Annotated in this window: 14 protein-coding genes; 5 read left to right on the top strand and 9 right to left on the bottom strand. The window is 70.8% G+C overall.

From position 1 onward, the window contains the following. Positions 1 to 33: 33 nt before the first annotated feature. The 4 genes from FJV41_RS25040 to FJV41_RS25025 form a co-directional block, all read right to left on the bottom strand. Positions 34 to 588 carry a hypothetical protein gene (locus FJV41_RS25040; protein WP_141645068.1) on the bottom strand — a complete coding sequence of 185 codons (555 nt, stop codon included), beginning with the start codon at positions 586 to 588 and terminating at the stop codon, positions 34 to 36. A 33-nt stretch (positions 589 to 621) separates the two neighbouring features. Next, positions 622 to 3,561, bottom strand: a complete 2,940-nt coding sequence (locus tag FJV41_RS25035) for a CHAT domain-containing protein (RefSeq protein WP_141645067.1) — start codon at positions 3,559 to 3,561, stop codon at positions 622 to 624. Beyond that, positions 3,558 to 4,133, bottom strand: coding sequence for an RNA polymerase sigma factor (locus FJV41_RS25030; RefSeq protein WP_141645082.1), 576 nt, complete (start codon positions 4,131 to 4,133; stop codon positions 3,558 to 3,560). Before FJV41_RS25030 ends, FJV41_RS25035 begins: the two co-directional genes overlap by 4 nt. Positions 4,134 to 4,258: 125 nt before the next feature. Continuing rightward, positions 4,259 to 5,620: an alanyl-tRNA editing protein gene (locus tag FJV41_RS25025; RefSeq protein WP_246137395.1), complete on the bottom strand. Its 1,362-nt coding sequence runs from the start codon at positions 5,618 to 5,620 to the stop codon at positions 4,259 to 4,261. Here FJV41_RS25025 and FJV41_RS25020 point away from each other — a divergent pair. Beyond that, entirely contained in the window at positions 5,595 to 6,248 is a 654-nt protein-coding gene (locus FJV41_RS25020; protein WP_141645065.1) for a DsbA family protein, read from the top strand. The two genes, FJV41_RS25025 and FJV41_RS25020, sit on opposite strands and share 26 nt — an antisense overlap. 28 nt (positions 6,249 to 6,276) lie before the next feature. On the opposite strand, the gene FJV41_RS25015 is transcribed toward FJV41_RS25020, so the two are convergent. The 3 genes from FJV41_RS25015 to FJV41_RS25005 are packed head-to-tail and all read right to left on the bottom strand — an operon-like array spanning position 6,277 to position 9,590. Then, positions 6,277 to 7,512 carry a cytochrome P450 gene (locus tag FJV41_RS25015; protein WP_141645064.1) on the bottom strand — a complete coding sequence of 412 codons (1,236 nt, stop codon included), beginning with the start codon at positions 7,510 to 7,512 and terminating at the stop codon, positions 6,277 to 6,279. Between the two features lie 30 nt (positions 7,513 to 7,542). Beyond that, on the bottom strand, positions 7,543 to 8,901 hold the full coding sequence (locus FJV41_RS25010) for a sensor histidine kinase (RefSeq protein WP_141645063.1): 1,359 nt from the start codon (positions 8,899 to 8,901) through the stop codon (positions 7,543 to 7,545). After that, entirely contained in the window at positions 8,898 to 9,590 is a 693-nt protein-coding gene (locus FJV41_RS25005; protein WP_141645062.1) for a response regulator, read from the bottom strand. The genes FJV41_RS25010 and FJV41_RS25005 overlap by 4 nt, the downstream gene beginning before the upstream one ends. A 108-nt stretch (positions 9,591 to 9,698) precedes the next feature. On the opposite strand from FJV41_RS25005, the gene FJV41_RS25000 reads away from it, so the two are divergent. The 4 genes from FJV41_RS25000 (at position 9,699) to FJV41_RS24985 (ending at position 13,659) form a co-directional block, all read left to right on the top strand. Beyond that, positions 9,699 to 11,180, top strand: coding sequence for an ABC transporter substrate-binding protein/permease (locus FJV41_RS25000; protein WP_246137394.1), 1,482 nt, complete (start codon positions 9,699 to 9,701; stop codon positions 11,178 to 11,180). Next, on the top strand, positions 11,177 to 11,998 hold the full coding sequence (locus FJV41_RS24995; RefSeq protein ID WP_141645061.1) for an amino acid ABC transporter ATP-binding protein: 822 nt from the start codon (positions 11,177 to 11,179) through the stop codon (positions 11,996 to 11,998). Before FJV41_RS25000 ends, FJV41_RS24995 begins: the two co-directional genes overlap by 4 nt. A 1-nt stretch (position 11,999) precedes the next feature. Beyond that, the gene (locus tag FJV41_RS24990) at positions 12,000 to 12,755 is read left to right on the top strand and encodes an alpha/beta fold hydrolase (RefSeq protein WP_141645060.1); all 756 of its coding nucleotides are present in this window, start codon (positions 12,000 to 12,002) and stop codon (positions 12,753 to 12,755) included. A gap of 85 nt (positions 12,756 to 12,840) precedes the next feature. Beyond that, a complete protein-coding gene (locus FJV41_RS24985) occupies positions 12,841 to 13,659 on the top strand; it encodes an SGNH/GDSL hydrolase family protein (protein ID WP_141645059.1) in 819 nt (272 codons plus the stop codon). Positions 13,660 to 14,117: 458 nt separating this feature from the next. On the opposite strand, the gene FJV41_RS24980 is transcribed toward FJV41_RS24985, so the two are convergent. After that, positions 14,118 to 15,290 (bottom strand): tetratricopeptide repeat protein, encoded by a 1,173-nt coding sequence (locus tag FJV41_RS24980; protein WP_141645058.1) that lies wholly within the window; start codon positions 15,288 to 15,290, stop codon positions 14,118 to 14,120. Between the two features lie 63 nt (positions 15,291 to 15,353). Further along, positions 15,354 to 16,253 (bottom strand): Circumsporozoite protein (locus FJV41_RS24975; protein WP_141645057.1); only part of this gene is annotated, 900 nt, incomplete at its 5' end.

Genomic DNA, 16,253 nt, shown 5'->3' with positions numbered 1-16,253 from the left:
TGCCGGAGCCTCCGGGTGCCGTGGTGCTCGGGACTACCGCTGGGCGGGCCCGTCGACGCGCGGGACTGACGTCACGGTGGGAATGCCGACATGCCGGGTGGACCAGAAGGCCAGGCCCGCCAGTCGCAGCACCTTCGCCTTGAGGCTCTGGTGGCCGGTGGGGTCGCCGCCGCCGCCCGACACGCCACCCGGGTCACCGTCGGTCAGGTCCGCCAGGTTCAGACACCCCTCCTTCTCGTCCTTGGGCTTGCAGTCGGTGAGCACCTCGACGGTGCCGACATTCTTCGGCGCGGGGGGCGGGGCCTGCTGCATCGACGACGTGGGGGCGCCTTCCTCGGACGCGGGCGCATCCAGCGCGCTTCGGGACGAGGCGGGCACGTGGTTCGTCTGGCTGACGATTTCGTTGCGGCTCACGTCGACGGTGAAGAGGGTGGCGCGGTCGGGATTCGTCCTGTCCCGCAGGATGACGCGGACGAGCGCCCCTTCGGGCGCGCTGCGCTGAATCTGCTGGGTCGAAGGAACCGTTTCGACGTGGCGGCACGCCGCGACGCTCAGCAGCAGGGGGACCAACAGGAGGCTTTTCTTCATGATGACTTGGAGCTCGGGGTCGAAAGGAGACGACTATTCGAAGAGGAGCACCTGGCGGACCCAGGCACTCCCCCGACTGCGAAGCCAGTCCTGGCGTGCATCACGCAGGACGAGGGCTGCGGGGATTCCCGCGCGAATGCGCTCCAGCACCGGCTCGAAGAAGGCGGACGCCTCGGTGTCGGGAATCTCCTGGGTGGCGGCGAGCACCGCTCGCGCGCCGGCCTCCACGAACGCCACGGGCAAACCAAACGTTTCGTGGAAGTAGGTCGTGCTGTGCGCGGCATGGCAGGCCGCGAGCAGCACCACGGGCCGCCCCAGGAGCCGCTGCCCCTGGACGTCGGCGGCCGTCAGCGCATAGCGCCCGCCCTGCTCCTCGGGAGAGAGCACGAGCAGGGAGCCGTCGGCGACATGCGGGTCGACGACGCCGTGGGCGTGAATCTGCACCTCGGTGGCCTCGTGCATCGCCCGGAGCACCTGGGTCGGCGTGGCCGAGGCCCCCTTCAGGGTCGACAGCGAGCTGTCCTCCGCATCCGGAGGACTCCAGGCGCGCAGCGATGGCAGGCGCAGCTCCGCGGGCGCATTCACGTCGGCCACGACGAGCCGGCGCTGGGCATGTGGCGAGGACGCCGGGGGCGGCGGGGCCACCCGGTACGTCCAGGCGAGGTCCGGCGGCAGCAACCCGGGCTTGCCCAGGACGGGCGGGCGCGCCAGCACGTCCACGCTGGGACAGTCCCGCAGCGCGTCCACGAGCTTCGCGGGCACCAGGCCCTCGACGCCTTCCAGGCGCTGGCGGCGATCCGCGTCGTAGTGACCGAGGAGCCGTCCGGATGCATCCCGGGCCACCAGGGCCGTGCGCTCGTCATCCACCGTGACACCCAGCGCGCAGCGCTCGGGCAGCGCCAGCGAGCGTTCCTCGGCGAAGAGGGCGAGCGCCTTCTCCAACTCTCCGTGGTGGGCCGCGTCCAGGATGAGCGACGTGTAGCTGTAGACCCGCGCCTTGCGCGCGGTCACATCCGAGGCGAGCAGCGGCGCCGCCTCGGTGATGGCTTGACGCAGCAGGGCCTGTCCCCGGCGCCGGTCCTGCTCGACGAAGAAGCGCCCTTCGATGTGGCGCAGCATGGGGCCATCCCCCGCGGCCTCCAGCGACGCGGGCGTCGTGCGAATCGCCGCCAGTCCGCGCGTGAGGAGGTCCGCGTCCATGTCGCTTCGGGCGTGGGTATGCGCCAGGTCCGCGATGACGAAGGCCCGCGCCAGGGACGGAGGACGGCCGCACTTCGCCGCGCGGTCCAACTGCTCCCGGGCGCCCGCGAAGTCGAAGGTGCGGTAGTACGCGAGCGCGAGGTTCGCGTAGGGCAGCTCATGGTCCTCGCAGCGCTCCGGTGTGCGCAGGATGGCTTCCTCCATGTACGCGCGGGCCAACGACAGGTCCCCATGGAAGATGGCCACCTGTCCCAGCTCCTGGATGAGTCGGAACTCCTTGGACCACTCCCGGCCACCGCGCGCGCGCGCGAGCGCCGCGAGTCCGTGCGTCCGCGCCTCCACGGGGCGGTGAAGCTGCCGCTCCACCAGGGACAGATTCCGCAGGAGCTCCAGGCAGCGATAGCTGAAGCGCTGCTCGGAGTCGCAGGTGCGCAGGGCCACGGTCAATCGCGTCAGGGCCCGCGGCGCTTGTCCTCGCTGGAGGTCCGCCTTCGCCTGACGCTCCTCGGCCAGCAGGGCGAACCAGGGGTCCTTCGTGGCCAGCGCGAGCGCGCGGTACTCCTCCTCGTGCTGACGCGGGTCCGACACGAAGAGCAGCGCGCCCAGCAGGATGTCCTCCTGCCGCGCCTCGCGCAGCTTCGCAATCAGCGTGTCCCTCGCCGCCGGTGCCAGCTCGCCTCGCGTGAGGCGGACGTATTCCTTCGCCAGGGGCGCGCGCGCCTCGAAGTCCACCCGCGCTGCGCGGCGCAGGGCGTCTTCCAGATGCGTGCCTCCGTCGACGCGGTCCAACTGGACGGCGAGTGGACGCAGGGACTCCACTCGCTCGGCGAGGGTGGCGGTGCGCAGGGCATCGTAGAAGCACAGGCGGGACAGGCCCGGGTAGCGCTCCACCTCCGCCGGCGAAAGCACACCACCTCCGAGCACCATGTCATCGCAGCGCTGCTTGGCGCCCTTCCAGCCCTTGCGCTGTTCTTCTTCCTGACGCCGCAGCTCCGTGGCGCGTTGCGCGGCCTCATCGCTCCAGCCGGGCTCCTTCATCGCCGCCACCCGGTCGAAGGCCTCCGCGGCTTGCAGCGACAGGCCCAGGGCCTTGAGCGCCAGTCCCCGGTTCCACAAGGCCTGCGCATGTTCGGGCCGCTGCTTCAGCGCGCGGTCCGCCAGCGCCAGGGCTTCCTCGGGGGCGCCTCGCTGAAGCGCCAGCGCGGCGCGGTCCGAGTCCAGGTCCGGCGATGCGTCGAGCTTGTCCAGGAAGGCGCCAGCCTGGGCCGGGTCTCCGCGCAGCAGGTACGCGGAGGCGATGCCTCGCTCGTCTCCGGCCTCCTCCAGCTTCGCCAGCTCCCGCAGTGACAGCGCGCGGGGCTTGTCGCCGCCACTGCGCATCACCTCGTAGGGGCGGTGCCGGTCCGCGCCCGGATGGGTCAACCGGGCCTCCAACGTGCGCCCGGGCGTCTGCCCCAGCCACAGTTCGGAAGAGTCCGTCGACGAAGCCGGCCGCGTCACGAGCACCCACGCCGCCAGGCCCGCGGCCAGCGCCAGCGGCACCACCATCATCCAGGTCCTTCGCCGCTTCAGCAGGGACGGGGGACGCACGAAGGGGAGCGTGTCACCGGAGGCGTGCAGTGCGTCGTCCGCGATGAGCTCCAGGGCGAGCAGCTCCTTCATCCGCGCCTCACACGCGTGGCAGCGGGTCAGGTGGTGGCGGAAGTTCTCCGCGTCCACCGGCGCCAGCTCGCCGTCGATGAAGGTCTCCAGTGTGTCGCACAGCTCATTCATGGTCTGGCCCTGCCCTCACTCGAGGCGGCGCCGGGGGCCAGCAGCCCTCGCAGAGCCTGCCGCGCCTCGCTGAGCCACCGCCCCACTGTTCCTTCGGGCGCATCCAACTGCCGCGCGATGGCCCGATATCGAAGTCCGGCCACGTGCAGCCGGTACGCCTCCCTCAATTGCGGTGGCCGGAGCTGCTCGATGGCGCGCTGGAAGTCATCCCGAGTGACCTGCTCCCATTGCTCCAGCGGCACCGGCTCCCCGGTCACCTCCTGGTCCTGCACCACGCGCAACGACGGTGCCCCCAACACCTCCGTGCGTCTGCGCCGGCAGTGGTCCAGGAAGCGGTTGCTCAGCGTGGTGCTCAGCCACACGCTCACCGCGCCCGGGTTCTCCGCCACCAACCGGTCGAAGTTCCGGTAGGCGCGCTCGAGTGTTTCCTGCACCAGGTCCTCCGGGTCGATTCCACCCCCGGAGCACAGTCGTCGCGCAAGACGCAGCAGTCCCGGCCGTCGCGAGCGTGCAAAAGCATCGAACTGGCGGTGCTGCCCGTCGTCCATCGTGGCGCGAACCCCTACACCCATCTTCTCATGTCGTTCCACCGGTGGAGCGCCCCCTCCGCTCGTTTGAACGTGGCGGGGAAAATCCCTTCGGTCGGGAACTCATGACGCGGCGCGTTGCGGGTGGGTGCGGGTATGCCCCCCCTGGGTCAACCTCGCAGGGAGGTGACGATTGCGGGCCAGTCCGTCCCGGGAGGGAGGCGGCCTTCGGCGTGTTCGGGACGTCCGCCGCCCCGTCCCCCGGCGGCCTCGGCGGCCCGTTTCAGGAAGGCGCCGCAGCCGAAGGAGGAGGTGGCCCCCCGGGAGATGAGCACGCAGAGGCCGTCGGGCGCGCGGCCCGCGAGGAACACCACCGCGTCGGGTCGGGAGGTGAGGCGGGTGGCCACGGCGCGAAGCTGCTCGGGGCCGGCGCCGTCCAGTACCGCGACGACGTGCTTGTCGGCGGAGGCGTCCAACCGGGCGGCGAGCTCCACGGCGGTGTGCTCGGCCAGGCGCGCGCGGGCGGCGCCCAGGGCCTCGCGGGCCTCGGTCAGCTCGCGGCGCAGCTTCTCCACCACGGTGGGCACTTCCGAGGGGCCGCAGGTGAAGGCCCGCCCCATGGCGCGCAGCGTGCCCGCCTCGTCCCACAGCTCGCGCCGCGCGCGCGGGCCCGCGGAGAAGAGGACGCGGCCCTTGCCCTTGTAGCGCTCCACGCCCAGCACCCGCACCATTCCCACCTGTCCGGTGCGAGTGCAGTGGGTGCCTCCGCAGGGGGACACGTCGAAGTCGCCCACCTGGATGACGCGGATGTTGTCCGTCACCTTGGGGGCGCGGCGCAGGGGCAGCGCGGCGAGCTCCTCGGGCGTGGGGAAGAAGGCGCGGATGGGGAGGTCGGCGTCGATGATGGCGTTGACGTGCGCCTCTGCCTCGGCGACACGCTGCTCGTCCAGGGTGTCCTGGTCCGTGTCGATGGTGCACGTGGCGCCCAGTCGAGATGACACGGTGGCCGCGCCCGCGATATCCAGCAGCGCGCGCGACAGCATGTGCTGGCCGGTGTGCAGCGACATGTGCGCGCGCCGTCGCTCCGCCTCCACCACACCCGCCAGCTCCACGCCGGGCGCGGGCAGCGGGCCTGTCCCCGAGACGTCCAGCAGGTGGTGCACCGTGCCGTCGTCATCCACCTGCACGTCGCGCACGGCCAGACCTCCGAGCACGCCGTGGTCGGCCATCTGTCCACCCGCCTCCGGATAGAAGGCCGTGCGGTCCAGCACCACGGAGGTCGCGCCATTCCACGTGCCGTGGGCGACGACGCGCGCGGTGAAGTGGTGGAGGAACGGGTCGTCGAAATAGAGGCGCTCAGTGGACATGGTGCGCGGGAAATAACACGCCGCTGAAACTCGCGCGGCGCTGCTGTCACTCTCGTTCGCGAGGGCGACGAGCCCCGCGACGCCCGGTCCCCGAGCAGGAGGCCCGGCGTCCCCATCCACACTCAAGCGAGGTCCTCCCATGAAGTCCCGGGTCTCCGCCATCATGGCGGCCGCCGTCCTGTTGTCTTCGTTCGCTCCCGCCTTCGCCCACGAGCCTTCCCCGTCGTGTGACGGCAAGTGCCCCAAGTCGAAGCCGGGCGCTGTCGACAACACCCTCATCGCCGCCACGCCGCGCGCCGACGCTCCGTCGCTGGGGCCGCGGAGCGCGTCGGTGACGGTGGAGGTGTGGTCCGACTTCGAGTGCCCCTTCTGTGCGCGGGGCGCGTCCGTCATCGAGGGCCTGCGCGAGCGGTACGGCGACAAGATTCGCATCGTCTTCCGGCACATGCCCCTGCCAACCCATGCGGATGCGAAGGTGGCCGCCGCCGCGTCCATGGCGGCGCACGAGCAGGGGAAGTTCTGGGAGATGCACGACGTGCTCTTCGAGAACCAGCGCTCGTTGGACCGGGCCTCGCTGGAGAAGTACGCGAAGACGCTGGGGCTGGACCTGGAGCGCTTCCGCAAGGCGCTCGACACGAAGGCGTGGAACAACTACGTGGAGGCGGACTTCGTGGAGGCGCAGCGCCGGGGCATCGCCGGCACGCCCACCTTCTTCATCAATGGCACCGGAGTGATGGGCGCCCAGCCGCTGGACGTCTTCGCCGGCCACATCGACGCCGCGTTGAAGCGCTGAGCCCGGCGCGTCACTTCGCGCCGCCTCGTCAGGCCGGGTCCCACTCGACGCGCAATTGTCGGGGGCCCCGGTGCAGGAAGTTGGGCACGTAGGTGATGGCGTTGCCCGGTGCCAGTCGCAGGCCGGGCAACCGCTTCAGCAATTGCTCCATGGCCACGCGCACCTCCATCCGGGCCAGGGGCGCGCCGATGCAGTAGTGGATGCCCAGGCCGAAGCCCAGGTGCTTGCCCAGGTCCGAGCGCAAGGGGTCGCCCCGCTCGGGCGCGTGGAACGCGGCGCCATCGCGGTTGGCGGAGGCATAGAGGACGAGCACTCGCGCGCCCTGGGGCACCTCCACGTCGCCCACCTTCACCGCGCGCCGCGTGGTGCGCATCATCGCCTGCACAGGGGCGTCCAGCCGCAGCGTCTCTTCAATCGCGCGGGGGATGCGGGAGGGTTCCTCACTCAGCTCGCGCAGCCGCTCCGGCTCCTTCAGCACCCACGCGAGCAGGTTGCCCAGCAGGTTCGCCGTCGTCTCGTGGCCGGCGAAGTGCAGCATGGCCAGCAGGCTGATGAGCTCCACGTCGCTGAGGGGCGGGGTGTCCTCGTGGCGCGCCTCGATGAGGGCGCTGATGAGGTCGTCCCTCGGTGCGAGCCGCCGCTCGGCGATGTGGCCCGCCAGGTACTTCTGGATGGAGACGAGCCCGCGCGCGCACTCCACCTGACGGGCCACGGGCGCGTTGCCCGCGGACAGGAGCGACAGGTCCTCCGTCCACCGCTTCAGCCGCTCCAAATCCGAGTCCGGCAGTCCGAGGATGGCGCCGATGACACGCGCGGGGAGCGGATAGCCGAGCTTCTCCACCAGGTCCGCGCGGCCGTCGCGAGCAAAGCCGTCCAGGAGTTCCGTGGCGATGGCGTGAATCCGGGGCTCCATCGCGCTGAGGCGGTGCGGGGCCAGGGCCTTGGTGACGATGACGCGCATGCGCGTGTGGTTGGGCGGGTCGTCGTCCACCAGCGCCGGAACCTGGGGATAGCCCTCCGCGAGCGCTGCGAGCACCTCGGGCGCGGGCGGCACGGGGTTCTTGAAGGCGTTGGCGGAGAGGAAGTCCTCCGGGTTGAGCACCACTGCCTTCACGTCCTCATGCCGGGAGACCACCCACAGGTGCATCTCCTCGCTGAAGTGGACGGGCGCCTCCTGGCGCAGCCGGGCATAGAGCGGGTACGGGTCCTCCACGTGGTGGGGCTCGAAGCGGCTGACGAACGTGGGCGGCGAGGACGGAGACATGCGGCGGACTCGATTCTCTGGCGGGGCGCTTCAGGCCGCGTCTGGACGGGGCTTCGTCGAGGGGGGCGTCAGGGGCCCATCGGAGAGGTCGGCCAGACGCAGACCCAGAGGAGGAACTCGAGGCAGGCGGACGGTGAAGCAGGTGCCATTCCGGGGAGCGCTCTCCACGTGGATGTGGCCCTGGTGCGAGGTGATGATGCCGTGCACCACGGCGAGCCCCATGCCCGTGCCCTCGCCCGCGGGCTTGGTGGTGAAGAAGGGCTGGAAGAGCCTGGCCTGCACCTCGGGCGTCATGCCGATGCCCGTGTCCCGCACGCACAGCACCGCCTCGTCGGCCTCCATGCGCGTGGACAGTTGGATGCGGCCACCGTCGGGCATGGCCTGCGCCGCGTTCATGAGCAGGTTCACCACCACCTGCGCGAGCTGTCCGGGGCGCCCCAGCAAGCGAGGCAGGTCCGCCAGCGTCACCTCCACCTCGCAGCGCGACTGCACCTGGGTGCGGGTGATGCGCAGCGCGACGGCGATCTCCTCGTTGAGGTCGTACTCCTCCAGCGCCCCCGGGTCTCCGCGCGCGAAGCGCCGCAGGTCCGCGACGATGGCGACGACGCGGCGGATGCCATCCGCGGTGGCGGGCAGCACGTCGTCCACGTACTCCCGCAGCTCCGGGGGCAGTGGCTGCAGCGCGCGCAGGTCCATGAGCAGCGCGTTCACGTTGCTCTTCACGTAGCTCATGGGGTTGTTGATTTCGTGCGCCACGCCCGCCGCCAGCATGCCCAGGCTGGACAGCCGCTCCTGCTCGCGCGCCCGGCGGTGGGCCACCTCCAGTTGCGCGTGCGCCTGGGCCAGCTTCTCGTGTTGGTGCGCCAGTCCCCGCAGGGCATGGTGCGTGAGGAAGACCCGGCCCTCGGAGATGAGGTACGTGAGCACGGACAGCAGCACGAAGCAGGCGGGGAGCAGCGGCGGGCACCCGTCCCAGAGCGCAGCTCCCGCCACCAGCACCAGCAGCAACCCCAGCCGGAGTCGCGCGCCCGAGTCCGCGAAGTAGTCCACCCACAGCGCGTTGAGCGGCAGGTACAGCCACACGGGCAGGGCCCAGTCGCTCGCCATGCCGTAGAAGACGGTGGCCAGCATGTTCATCGTGAAGCGCCCGGCCTCCACGACGCGGGTGTGGCGCGAGAAGAAGTTGCGTGCGAGGACCTGATTGGCCGTCGTCACCGCCGCGAAGCCCGCCGTCACCATGAGGATGGTGCCCCACTGTCCCCAGAGGCTGGAGACGAGCAGGCCATGGATGAGGAGGCACGCCAGGAGGGTGAACCGCTTGAGCCGGCTGTTCACCCAGTCCGCGTCGATTTCGTTGTCGATGGGCTCCGCGGACGGAGTCGGGGTCATGCCTCTCCGAGCCCCCGTCGGACGACGGGCGTCGGCTCCGCCCGCATCGGCAATTCCAGCCGCAGGCGCTGGGGGCCGCCCACCTCCGCGACGAAGGACAGCCGTCCGCCGAAGCGCTCCAGCAGGCCCCCGACGACCTTCAGGCTGTCATCCGCCAGCAGGCCCGCGAAGCGCTCGATGATGGACACGGCCTGCTCCGCCGGGAACGAAGGGTCCGCCACCTGCACCTTCAGCACGAGCGCCGCGTCCGTCGGGCTCACCTCGGCGCTGACACCCTGGTGCGCTGAGCGGAACGGAGCGTAGAGCTGGGCGAGCGTCTCGCGGTGGCGCAGAAGGCCTGACAGGTACGTCACCAGCTCCGCGTCGTCCCATGGCTTGCTGATGAAACGACAGATTTCGCCTTCGTTCACCGAGGCCACCACCGACTTGAAGTCGGCGTAGCCCGAGATGATGAGCCGCAGCGCGAGCGGATGGCTGCGCTTGATTCGTTGCAGCAGCTCGCTGCCCGTCATCCCCGGCATCCGGAAGTCCGTCAGGACGATGTCCGGACTGAAGCCCTTGAGCCGCTCCAGGGCCTCCTCTCCGTTGAACGCGAGCTGGACGTCGAAACCCTCGCGCCGCAGCAGCCGCCTCAAGGCGTGTGCCACCTGCGGCTCGTCGTCCACCACCAGCACCTTGTATGCTTCCATGACGCCTTGCTCCTCTGGCGCGGCACTCTAGTACGGGGTCCCGGAGAAAGTGTCAGGACCTGAATACTGGGTCACACCTGCACCTGCTACAGAGTGGGAGTCCCCGGAATGAATGTGAGTGCAGTGCGGCGCGGTGCCGGTGCCTTGTTCGTGCTCTCGGTGCTGATGACGTCCTGCGTCCAGAGGCAGGAGGTGGGACTGGAGCGGGTGCGACGGGCAGGCGAGCTGCGGTGGGGCGCGGACGCGCAGGGTGGGGAGCCGTACGCGATGGAGGACCCGGAGGTGCCCGGGCGCATGCGTGGCTTCGAGGTGGAGCTGGCGGACGCGCTCGCGAGGGAGCTGGGCGTGCGCGCCCGCTTCATCCAGAACGACTGGTCCAGCCTGATTCCCTCACTGGAGCGAGGCTCGTTCGACGTGGCGCTGAACGGGATTGAAATCACGCCCGCGCGCAGTGGACGCATCCTCTTCACGCGTCCGTACTTCATCTTCCAACTGAGGCTGCTGGCCCGGCGCGATGACGACACCGTCACGGGCCTCGCGTCCCTGCGAGGTCGGCGCGTGGGGACGTTGGCCAACTCCCAGGCGTGGGATCTGCTCCAGCGCGAGGGCATCCAGGCGGTGCCGTACGAAGGCGTGGAGGAGCCGTACATCGACCTGGAGCAGGGGCGGGTGGATGCGGTGCTGATGGATGACCTCATCGCCCAGCGCTACGGACAGCCCCGGGCGGGGCTGCGCGTGGTGGGAGACGTGGGCGAGGGCTACTACGCCATCGCCGTGCGGCCCGGGGACGAGGACCTGCGCGCGGCGCTGGACGTGGCGCTGGGGCACATCGCCCGCTCGGGTGAACTCCGGCGAATCTTCGCGCGGTGGAACATCGACAGCGCCGCGCAGCAGCGGATGGTGGAGTGGTCGGATGCGCAGACGCGCGAGGTGCTCGCGCAGACGCAGGCGCCCAGGCTGGGCTGGGCGCAGTGGGTGATGTTCCTCCAGGCTTCGCTGGTGACGCTGGTGGTCTCCGTGGGGGCGATGGCGCTCGCGGTGCCGCTGGGCATGGGGCTGGCGCTGGCGCGGCTGTATGGCCCACGCTGGCTGGGGCGGCTGGCGTCGCTGTACGTGGAGCTGTTTCGCGGCACCCCCGTGTTGTTGCAACTCTATGTCCTCTACTACGGCCTCGCGGGCGTGTTGCGGCTGGATGCGCTCAGCGCCGCGGTGCTGGGGCTGGGGCTGAACTACGCGGCCTACGAGGCGGAGGTGTACCGGGCGGGGGTGCTGGCGGTGCCTCGCGGGCAGTTGGAGGCGGCGCTCGCGCTGGGCATGTCCACGCCGCTGGCGCTGCGCCGGGTCATCTTCCCCCAGGCGTTCCGCGTCGCGCTGCCGAGCGCCACCAACGACTTCATCGCGCTGCTCAAGGACAGCTCCCTGGTGTCCGTCATCTCCGTTGTCGAACTCACCAAGCGGATGACGATTACCGCGGTGGATGTTCGCAGCTGGTTGTTGCCCGGTGCGCTGTGCGCGGCGCTCTACCTGGCGATGAGCTACCCTCTGTCGCTGCTGGCGAGGCGGTTGGAAGCGAGGTTGGAACGCGGATGATTGAAGTGAAGGACCTGTGCAAGCGCTATGACGGGCGCACGGTACTGGACGGAATCAGCGCCTGCTTCGCCCCCGGTGAGGTGGTGGCGTTGGTGGGCCCCTCGGGCAGTGGCAAGAGCACGCTCTTGCGATGCCTGAATGGACTGGAGCCGTTCGACGCGGGCTCCATCCGGGTGGGTGACGACGTGCTGGCACCTGGAGTTCAACGTGCACGGGGTGCCCAGGTGTCCAACATCCGGCGCCGCGTGGGCTTCGTCTTCCAGCAGTGGCACCTGTTCGCGCACCGCACCGCGCTGGGTAACGTCATCGAGGCGCCCCGGTACGTGAGGGGCCTGGACGCGAAGGCGGCCACCGAGCTGGGGCGCGCGCTGCTGGAGAAGGTGGGCCTGTCGCACCGCGAAGGGGCCTATCCGTCGGAGCTGTCCGGTGGCGAGCAGCAGCGGGTGGCCATCGCCCGGGCGCTGGCGATGGAGCCGGAGGCCCTGTTGCTGGACGAGCCCACCAGCGCGTTGGACCCCGAGCGGGTGGGCGAGCTGGTGGAGTTGCTGTCACGACTCCGCGAGGACGGACTCACCCTGGTGGCGGTGACACACGAGATGCGCTTCGCCCGGGAGCTGGCCTCGCGGATGCTGGTGCTGCATGGCGGGCGCATCCTGGAGGAAGGTCCTCCGGCGCAGGTGTTGGAGCGGCCCCGACATGAACGCACCCGGGCCTTCCTCGGCCTGGAGCGTGCCGTGCGTCAGGAGCCGGCCGTGGAGCCCGAGCCGGGCAGAACCGGCGTCTCCGCGGTGTTCCCCGCGGCCACGGCGAGGGAGTGACATGCGCGCGGAGGTACAGCTCACGGAGGTAGGGCGGGGCGAGGGGCCGAGGGTGCTCCTGCTGCCTGGATTGGGAGCCCGTGGCTCGGGCTTCCGTGCGCTCGCCGGAGTGTTGTCCTCGGTTGCCCGTCCCGTGCTCGTCGAGTACCCGGAGGGTGAGCATGCGGCCCTGGGTGCGGGAGCCCTGGCGCGGCAGGTCCTGCGGGCCGCGGGGCCGATGGACGCGGTGGTGGCCAGCTCGTTCGGAGGCATGGTGGCCGCGCACCTCGCGGCGGCCGGCGTGGTGCGGGGCGTGGCGTTCCTGGGGTCTTTCACGCGCACGGCGCACCTGGGCCCTCGCGGCCTGCTCATTGGGATGATGGGGCCCATCGCCCTGTGGGGTCGGCCCGGTGTGGTCGCCGCGGGGCTGGCGGCGTGGCGGCCCGTTCCCTTCGCCCGAGTCCCGGAGGTGGTGCCCACCACCGCGCTGGAGCGCCGCAGCACGTGGCACCGCGCGCTCGCCATTCACGGCGAAGCGCCTCCGCCCGAGCTGCGTCGGCTGGACGTCTCCTGTGTCTGCATCCAGGGCGACCGGGACATGCTGGTGCCTCCCTCCACGCTGACGAAGCTGGGGGAGTCGCTGCCTCCCGGGACGCCCCGGCATCTGCTGCGCGGGGCGGGACACGTGCCGTACTTCACCCACCCGGAGGCGTGCGCGGAGCTGCTCGGGCCATGGCTGGCCGGACTGTCGTTCGCGCGGAGTGTGTCGGCGGCCTGACGCGGGGAGGGGCTCTTGTCCAGGGGTGGACGGAGTGAAAGGGGGATGTACGGGACGGCGGCCTGCCGCTACCGTGCGTCCCCGAATGCAGAACCGTTTCACGCGTGGTTTCGTCGTCTTCGTCGTCTTCTCCACCGGGTTCGCGTGGGCCGCTCCATCCGCGCAGGATGCCGGCTCCGTGTCCGACGCCGTGCGCGCGGCCCCCGTGTTGCCGTCGGCTCCCGACGCGGCGGCTCCGGTGCCTCCCGTCGCCGAGCGGCCGCGCTCCGTGTTGCTGTTGGGCGACAGCCTCATCGCCACCGGCTTCGGGGACTACCTGCTGGCCCGGCTGGAGGCGCATCCGGAGATTCGCGCGTCGCGCCGCGCCCGGTCGTCCACGGGGCTGGCGCGTCCGGACTTCTTCGACTGGATGGAGGTGGGCGAGGAGGAAGTGAAGCGCCACCAGCCCGACGTGGTGGTGGTCATCCTCGGTGGCAATGATGGGCAGTCGCTGCTGGAGCGCAGCGGTGGCAAGCCGGTCCACTGGGGCAAGCCCGGGTGGGAGGACGCGTACCGTCGGCGCATCGACTCGTTCGCGAGCGTCATCGCCGCGCCGGGGCGGAAGATTGTCTGGCTGGAGCTGCCCGCGACGGGGCTGAAGCGCTTCGAGCAGAAGCTGAGCCTCATCCGGGGACTCCAGCGCGAGGTCATCAGCTCCCGCGCGGATGCGCGCTATGTCGACACGCGCGGGTACTTCACCGATGCGCACGGCAAGGCGCTGCTCCAGGCGCGCGTCGAGGGCTTCCGCAAGCCGATGAAGCTACGGATGAGCGACGGCGTGCACTTCACCATCGCGGGCGGACGGTACTTCGCCAGCAAGGTGTACCCCGAGGTGCTCGGCGCGCTGGGGCTGCTTCGGGGCTAGGTGGCGACGCGCTAACGGCCGCCTGTTGCCGCTCGCGTGAGGACCGAGCGCGGTGCCGCGCTGGTCCACCTTCCTGCAAGGATGTTGCGGCGTTGTTGCTCACCCGCGAGGACCGAGCGCGGTGCCGCGCTGGTCCACCTTCCTGCAAGGATGTTGCGGTGTTGTTGCTCACCCGCGAGGACCGAGCGCGGTGCCGCGCTGGTCCACCTTCCTGCAAGGATGTTGCGGTGTTGTTGCTCACCCGCGAGGACCGAGCGCGGCGCCGCGCTGGTCCACCTTCCTGCAAGGATGTTGCGGCGTTGTTGCTCACCCGCGAGGACCGAGCGCGGTGCCGCGCTGGTCCACCTCCATGGAAGGGTGTTGCCGCGAGGACCGAGCGCGGTGCTGCGCCGGTCCACCGCTCGCGGAGGTGTGAGCCCAGGCGCCGCGAGTACTCGCGGCGCCCAGGGCGTGCTGCTTCAGTGCGGCGCGAGCGCGGTGACGAGCCGATCCGCCTGCTCGCGGATGTTCTTGTCCTCGCTGGCCTGGGCGCGCCGGGCGTGGGTGAGCGCCGTCGCCGCGTCGCTGTCCGCCAGCGCGAGCGCCAGGTTGAGGTGCAGGCCCGGGTCGTCCGGGTTCGCCTTCAGCGCCTCGGAGAGCACCTTCCGGGCGGCGTTGGCGCCTCCGGGCTTGGACAGGTGCAGCACGGAGAGGTCGTTGGCCGCGCCCACGTCGCCAGGAGCGAACGTCAGCGTCTCCTCCAGCAGCTTCTTCGCCTCCGCGTCGTCGCCCAGCCTGCGCCGGACCTTGGCGAGCGCCACGCGCACCTGGGCATTGCCCGGGGCCTTCTCGAGCGCCTCGCGCAGGATGCGGTCGGCATCCTCGTTCTTGCCCGCCACGAAGGCGGACAGGCCATGCAGGTAGATGGCGTCCGCGCTCTCCGGCAGCTTCAGCCGCAGCTCGATGGCCGCGCGCATCGCCGCGTCGGGCGCCCCCGCGAAGAGGCACAGCGACGCGAACTCGCGGAACAGCGACGGCTCCGTGGGCTTGCGCAGGATGGCCTGCCGCAGCGTCACCAGCGCCGGACCAATCTGGCCCTGGAGCACCTGGACACGCGAGGCCAGCAGGAAGGGGAGGTGCTCGGTGCGAGTCGCCTCGGCCGCCTCCTGGTACGCCTTGAGCGCCGCGTCCAGGTTGCCCGTCCCCTGGTGTGCCTTGCCCAGGTACGTGAGCGTCTGGGCATTGCCCGGCTGCATCGCCAGCGCATGCTCCAGCGGGCTGACGGCCTGCGCGTACTTCTGGTGCGCGAGCAGCCCCCGGCCGTGGTTGAGCACCTCGAAGAAGCCCGCCGTGGGCTGCGCGGCGAGGGCCGCGAGCAGTTCCAGCGCGCTCGCATCCCCCTTCTCGGCGTTCATCCGCGCCAGGTGGCTCAGCGCTTCGGGATGCGTGGGGTGGAGTGAGACCAGTTGGTCCAGGAGGCCGCGCGCCGCGTCCTCGTCGTGCTGCGCGAGGCGCAGACGCGCGAGGCCGAGCAGCGCGCTCGCGTCCTGGGGGTCCTGGTCGAGTGCGAGCTGGAACTCACGGGCCGCCTCTTTGAGGAGGCCCTGCTTCATCAGTCGCGCCGCGGAGGTAGCCAGCTTGGAGACGGCCATGGGTTCGCCGACTCTAGCCCAGCCCCGGGGGGCCAGGCATCGCCGGAATGCTCCGGATTCGCATTACAGGCCGAGGAAGTCGCCAACGCCCTCGATGATGTCCTTGCCCTTGTCCACCGCGCCGGAGAAGACGTCGCCGGCCGCGTCGACCACCGCGCCACCCGCGTTGATGGCACCCTCGGCCACGTTCTCCAGGACCTCGCCACCCGCGGCGGCCGCCGTCTCACCCACGGCCTTCAGCACGTTGCCCGCGTTGACCGAGCCCTCGATGTCCACACCCAGGCCCAGGCCCGCGGTGGCCTCGACGCCCACGTCGAACTCCAGGTTGCCGTTGTTCAGCCCGACGTTGGCGTGCGCGTCGCCGCTGACACCCGCGCTGGCGCTGGCGGTGATGCTGCCGGAGGCCAGGGTGTCGCCCTCGTGCTTCAGCTCGATGGAGCCGGTGAGGCTCGCCTGGGCACCCGCGAAGCCCGACGCGGAGGCGTTGATGGACAGGTTGCCGTCCGTGCCCACGTGCAGGTCCAGGTTGATGTGGCCCTCGGCGCCAATCTTGCCCATGGCCTCCAGGTCCAGTTCCACCGAGTACTTCTCACCGGCGATCTCGAAGTCCACCGTCTTGGAGGCCCCGGCGCCCGCTTCCACCAGCGTGGCGTCGATGTCCACCGCGAGATTCACATCGATGCCGGACAGGCCCACGTCCGCGTCCACCTTGGCATCCGCCGTAAAGGTCGGCCCCTGCGCGTACGCGCGGGTGTCGATGCCACCAGGACCCTTGCCGGTCACCTCGGTCCGCGCGCCACCCGCCTCGAAGCTGGACTGGCCGCTGACCACGTTGCCGCGCGGCTGCTCCACGTTGCCCTGCGTCTGCGTGTCCACGCGCGAGTTGCGCTGCTGGGTGCCGTTCCGGGGCGCCTGCTCCTCGCGCACGGGCGGGGGCGGCTCACGACGCGGAGGGGGCGGAGG

The organism is Myxococcus llanfairpwllgwyngyllgogerychwyrndrobwllllantysiliogogogochensis (assembly GCF_006636215.1).
GTDB classification, from domain to species: domain Bacteria; phylum Myxococcota; class Myxococcia; order Myxococcales; family Myxococcaceae; genus Myxococcus; species Myxococcus llanfairpwllgwyngyllgogerychwyrndrobwllllantysiliogogogochensis.
The sequence above is the reverse complement of the archived record's forward strand: the minus strand, read 5'-3'. Positions and strand labels throughout refer to the sequence as shown.

Coding starts and splice junctions, on each gene's coding strand:
- FJV41_RS25040 (WP_141645068.1), bottom strand. CDS start 588: ATGAAGAAAAGCCTCCTGTTGGTCCCCCTGCTGCTGAGCGTCGCGGCG.
- FJV41_RS25035 (WP_141645067.1), bottom strand. CDS start 3,561: ATGAATGAGCTGTGCGACACACTGGAGACCTTCATCGACGGCGAGCTG.
- FJV41_RS25030 (WP_141645082.1), bottom strand. CDS start 4,133: ATGGGTGTAGGGGTTCGCGCCACGATGGACGACGGGCAGCACCGCCAG.
- FJV41_RS25020 (WP_141645065.1), top strand. CDS start 5,595: ATGAAGTCCCGGGTCTCCGCCATCATGGCGGCCGCCGTCCTGTTGTCT.
- FJV41_RS25025 (WP_246137395.1), bottom strand. CDS start 5,620: ATGATGGCGGAGACCCGGGACTTCATGGGAGGACCTCGCTTGAGTGTG.
- FJV41_RS25015 (WP_141645064.1), bottom strand. CDS start 7,512: ATGTCTCCGTCCTCGCCGCCCACGTTCGTCAGCCGCTTCGAGCCCCAC.
- FJV41_RS25010 (WP_141645063.1), bottom strand. CDS start 8,901: ATGACCCCGACTCCGTCCGCGGAGCCCATCGACAACGAAATCGACGCG.
- FJV41_RS25005 (WP_141645062.1), bottom strand. CDS start 9,590: ATGGAAGCATACAAGGTGCTGGTGGTGGACGACGAGCCGCAGGTGGCA.
- FJV41_RS25000 (WP_246137394.1), top strand. CDS start 9,699: ATGAATGTGAGTGCAGTGCGGCGCGGTGCCGGTGCCTTGTTCGTGCTC.
- FJV41_RS24995 (WP_141645061.1), top strand. CDS start 11,177: ATGATTGAAGTGAAGGACCTGTGCAAGCGCTATGACGGGCGCACGGTA.
- FJV41_RS24990 (WP_141645060.1), top strand. CDS start 12,000: ATGCGCGCGGAGGTACAGCTCACGGAGGTAGGGCGGGGCGAGGGGCCG.
- FJV41_RS24985 (WP_141645059.1), top strand. CDS start 12,841: ATGCAGAACCGTTTCACGCGTGGTTTCGTCGTCTTCGTCGTCTTCTCC.
- FJV41_RS24980 (WP_141645058.1), bottom strand. CDS start 15,290: ATGGCCGTCTCCAAGCTGGCTACCTCCGCGGCGCGACTGATGAAGCAG.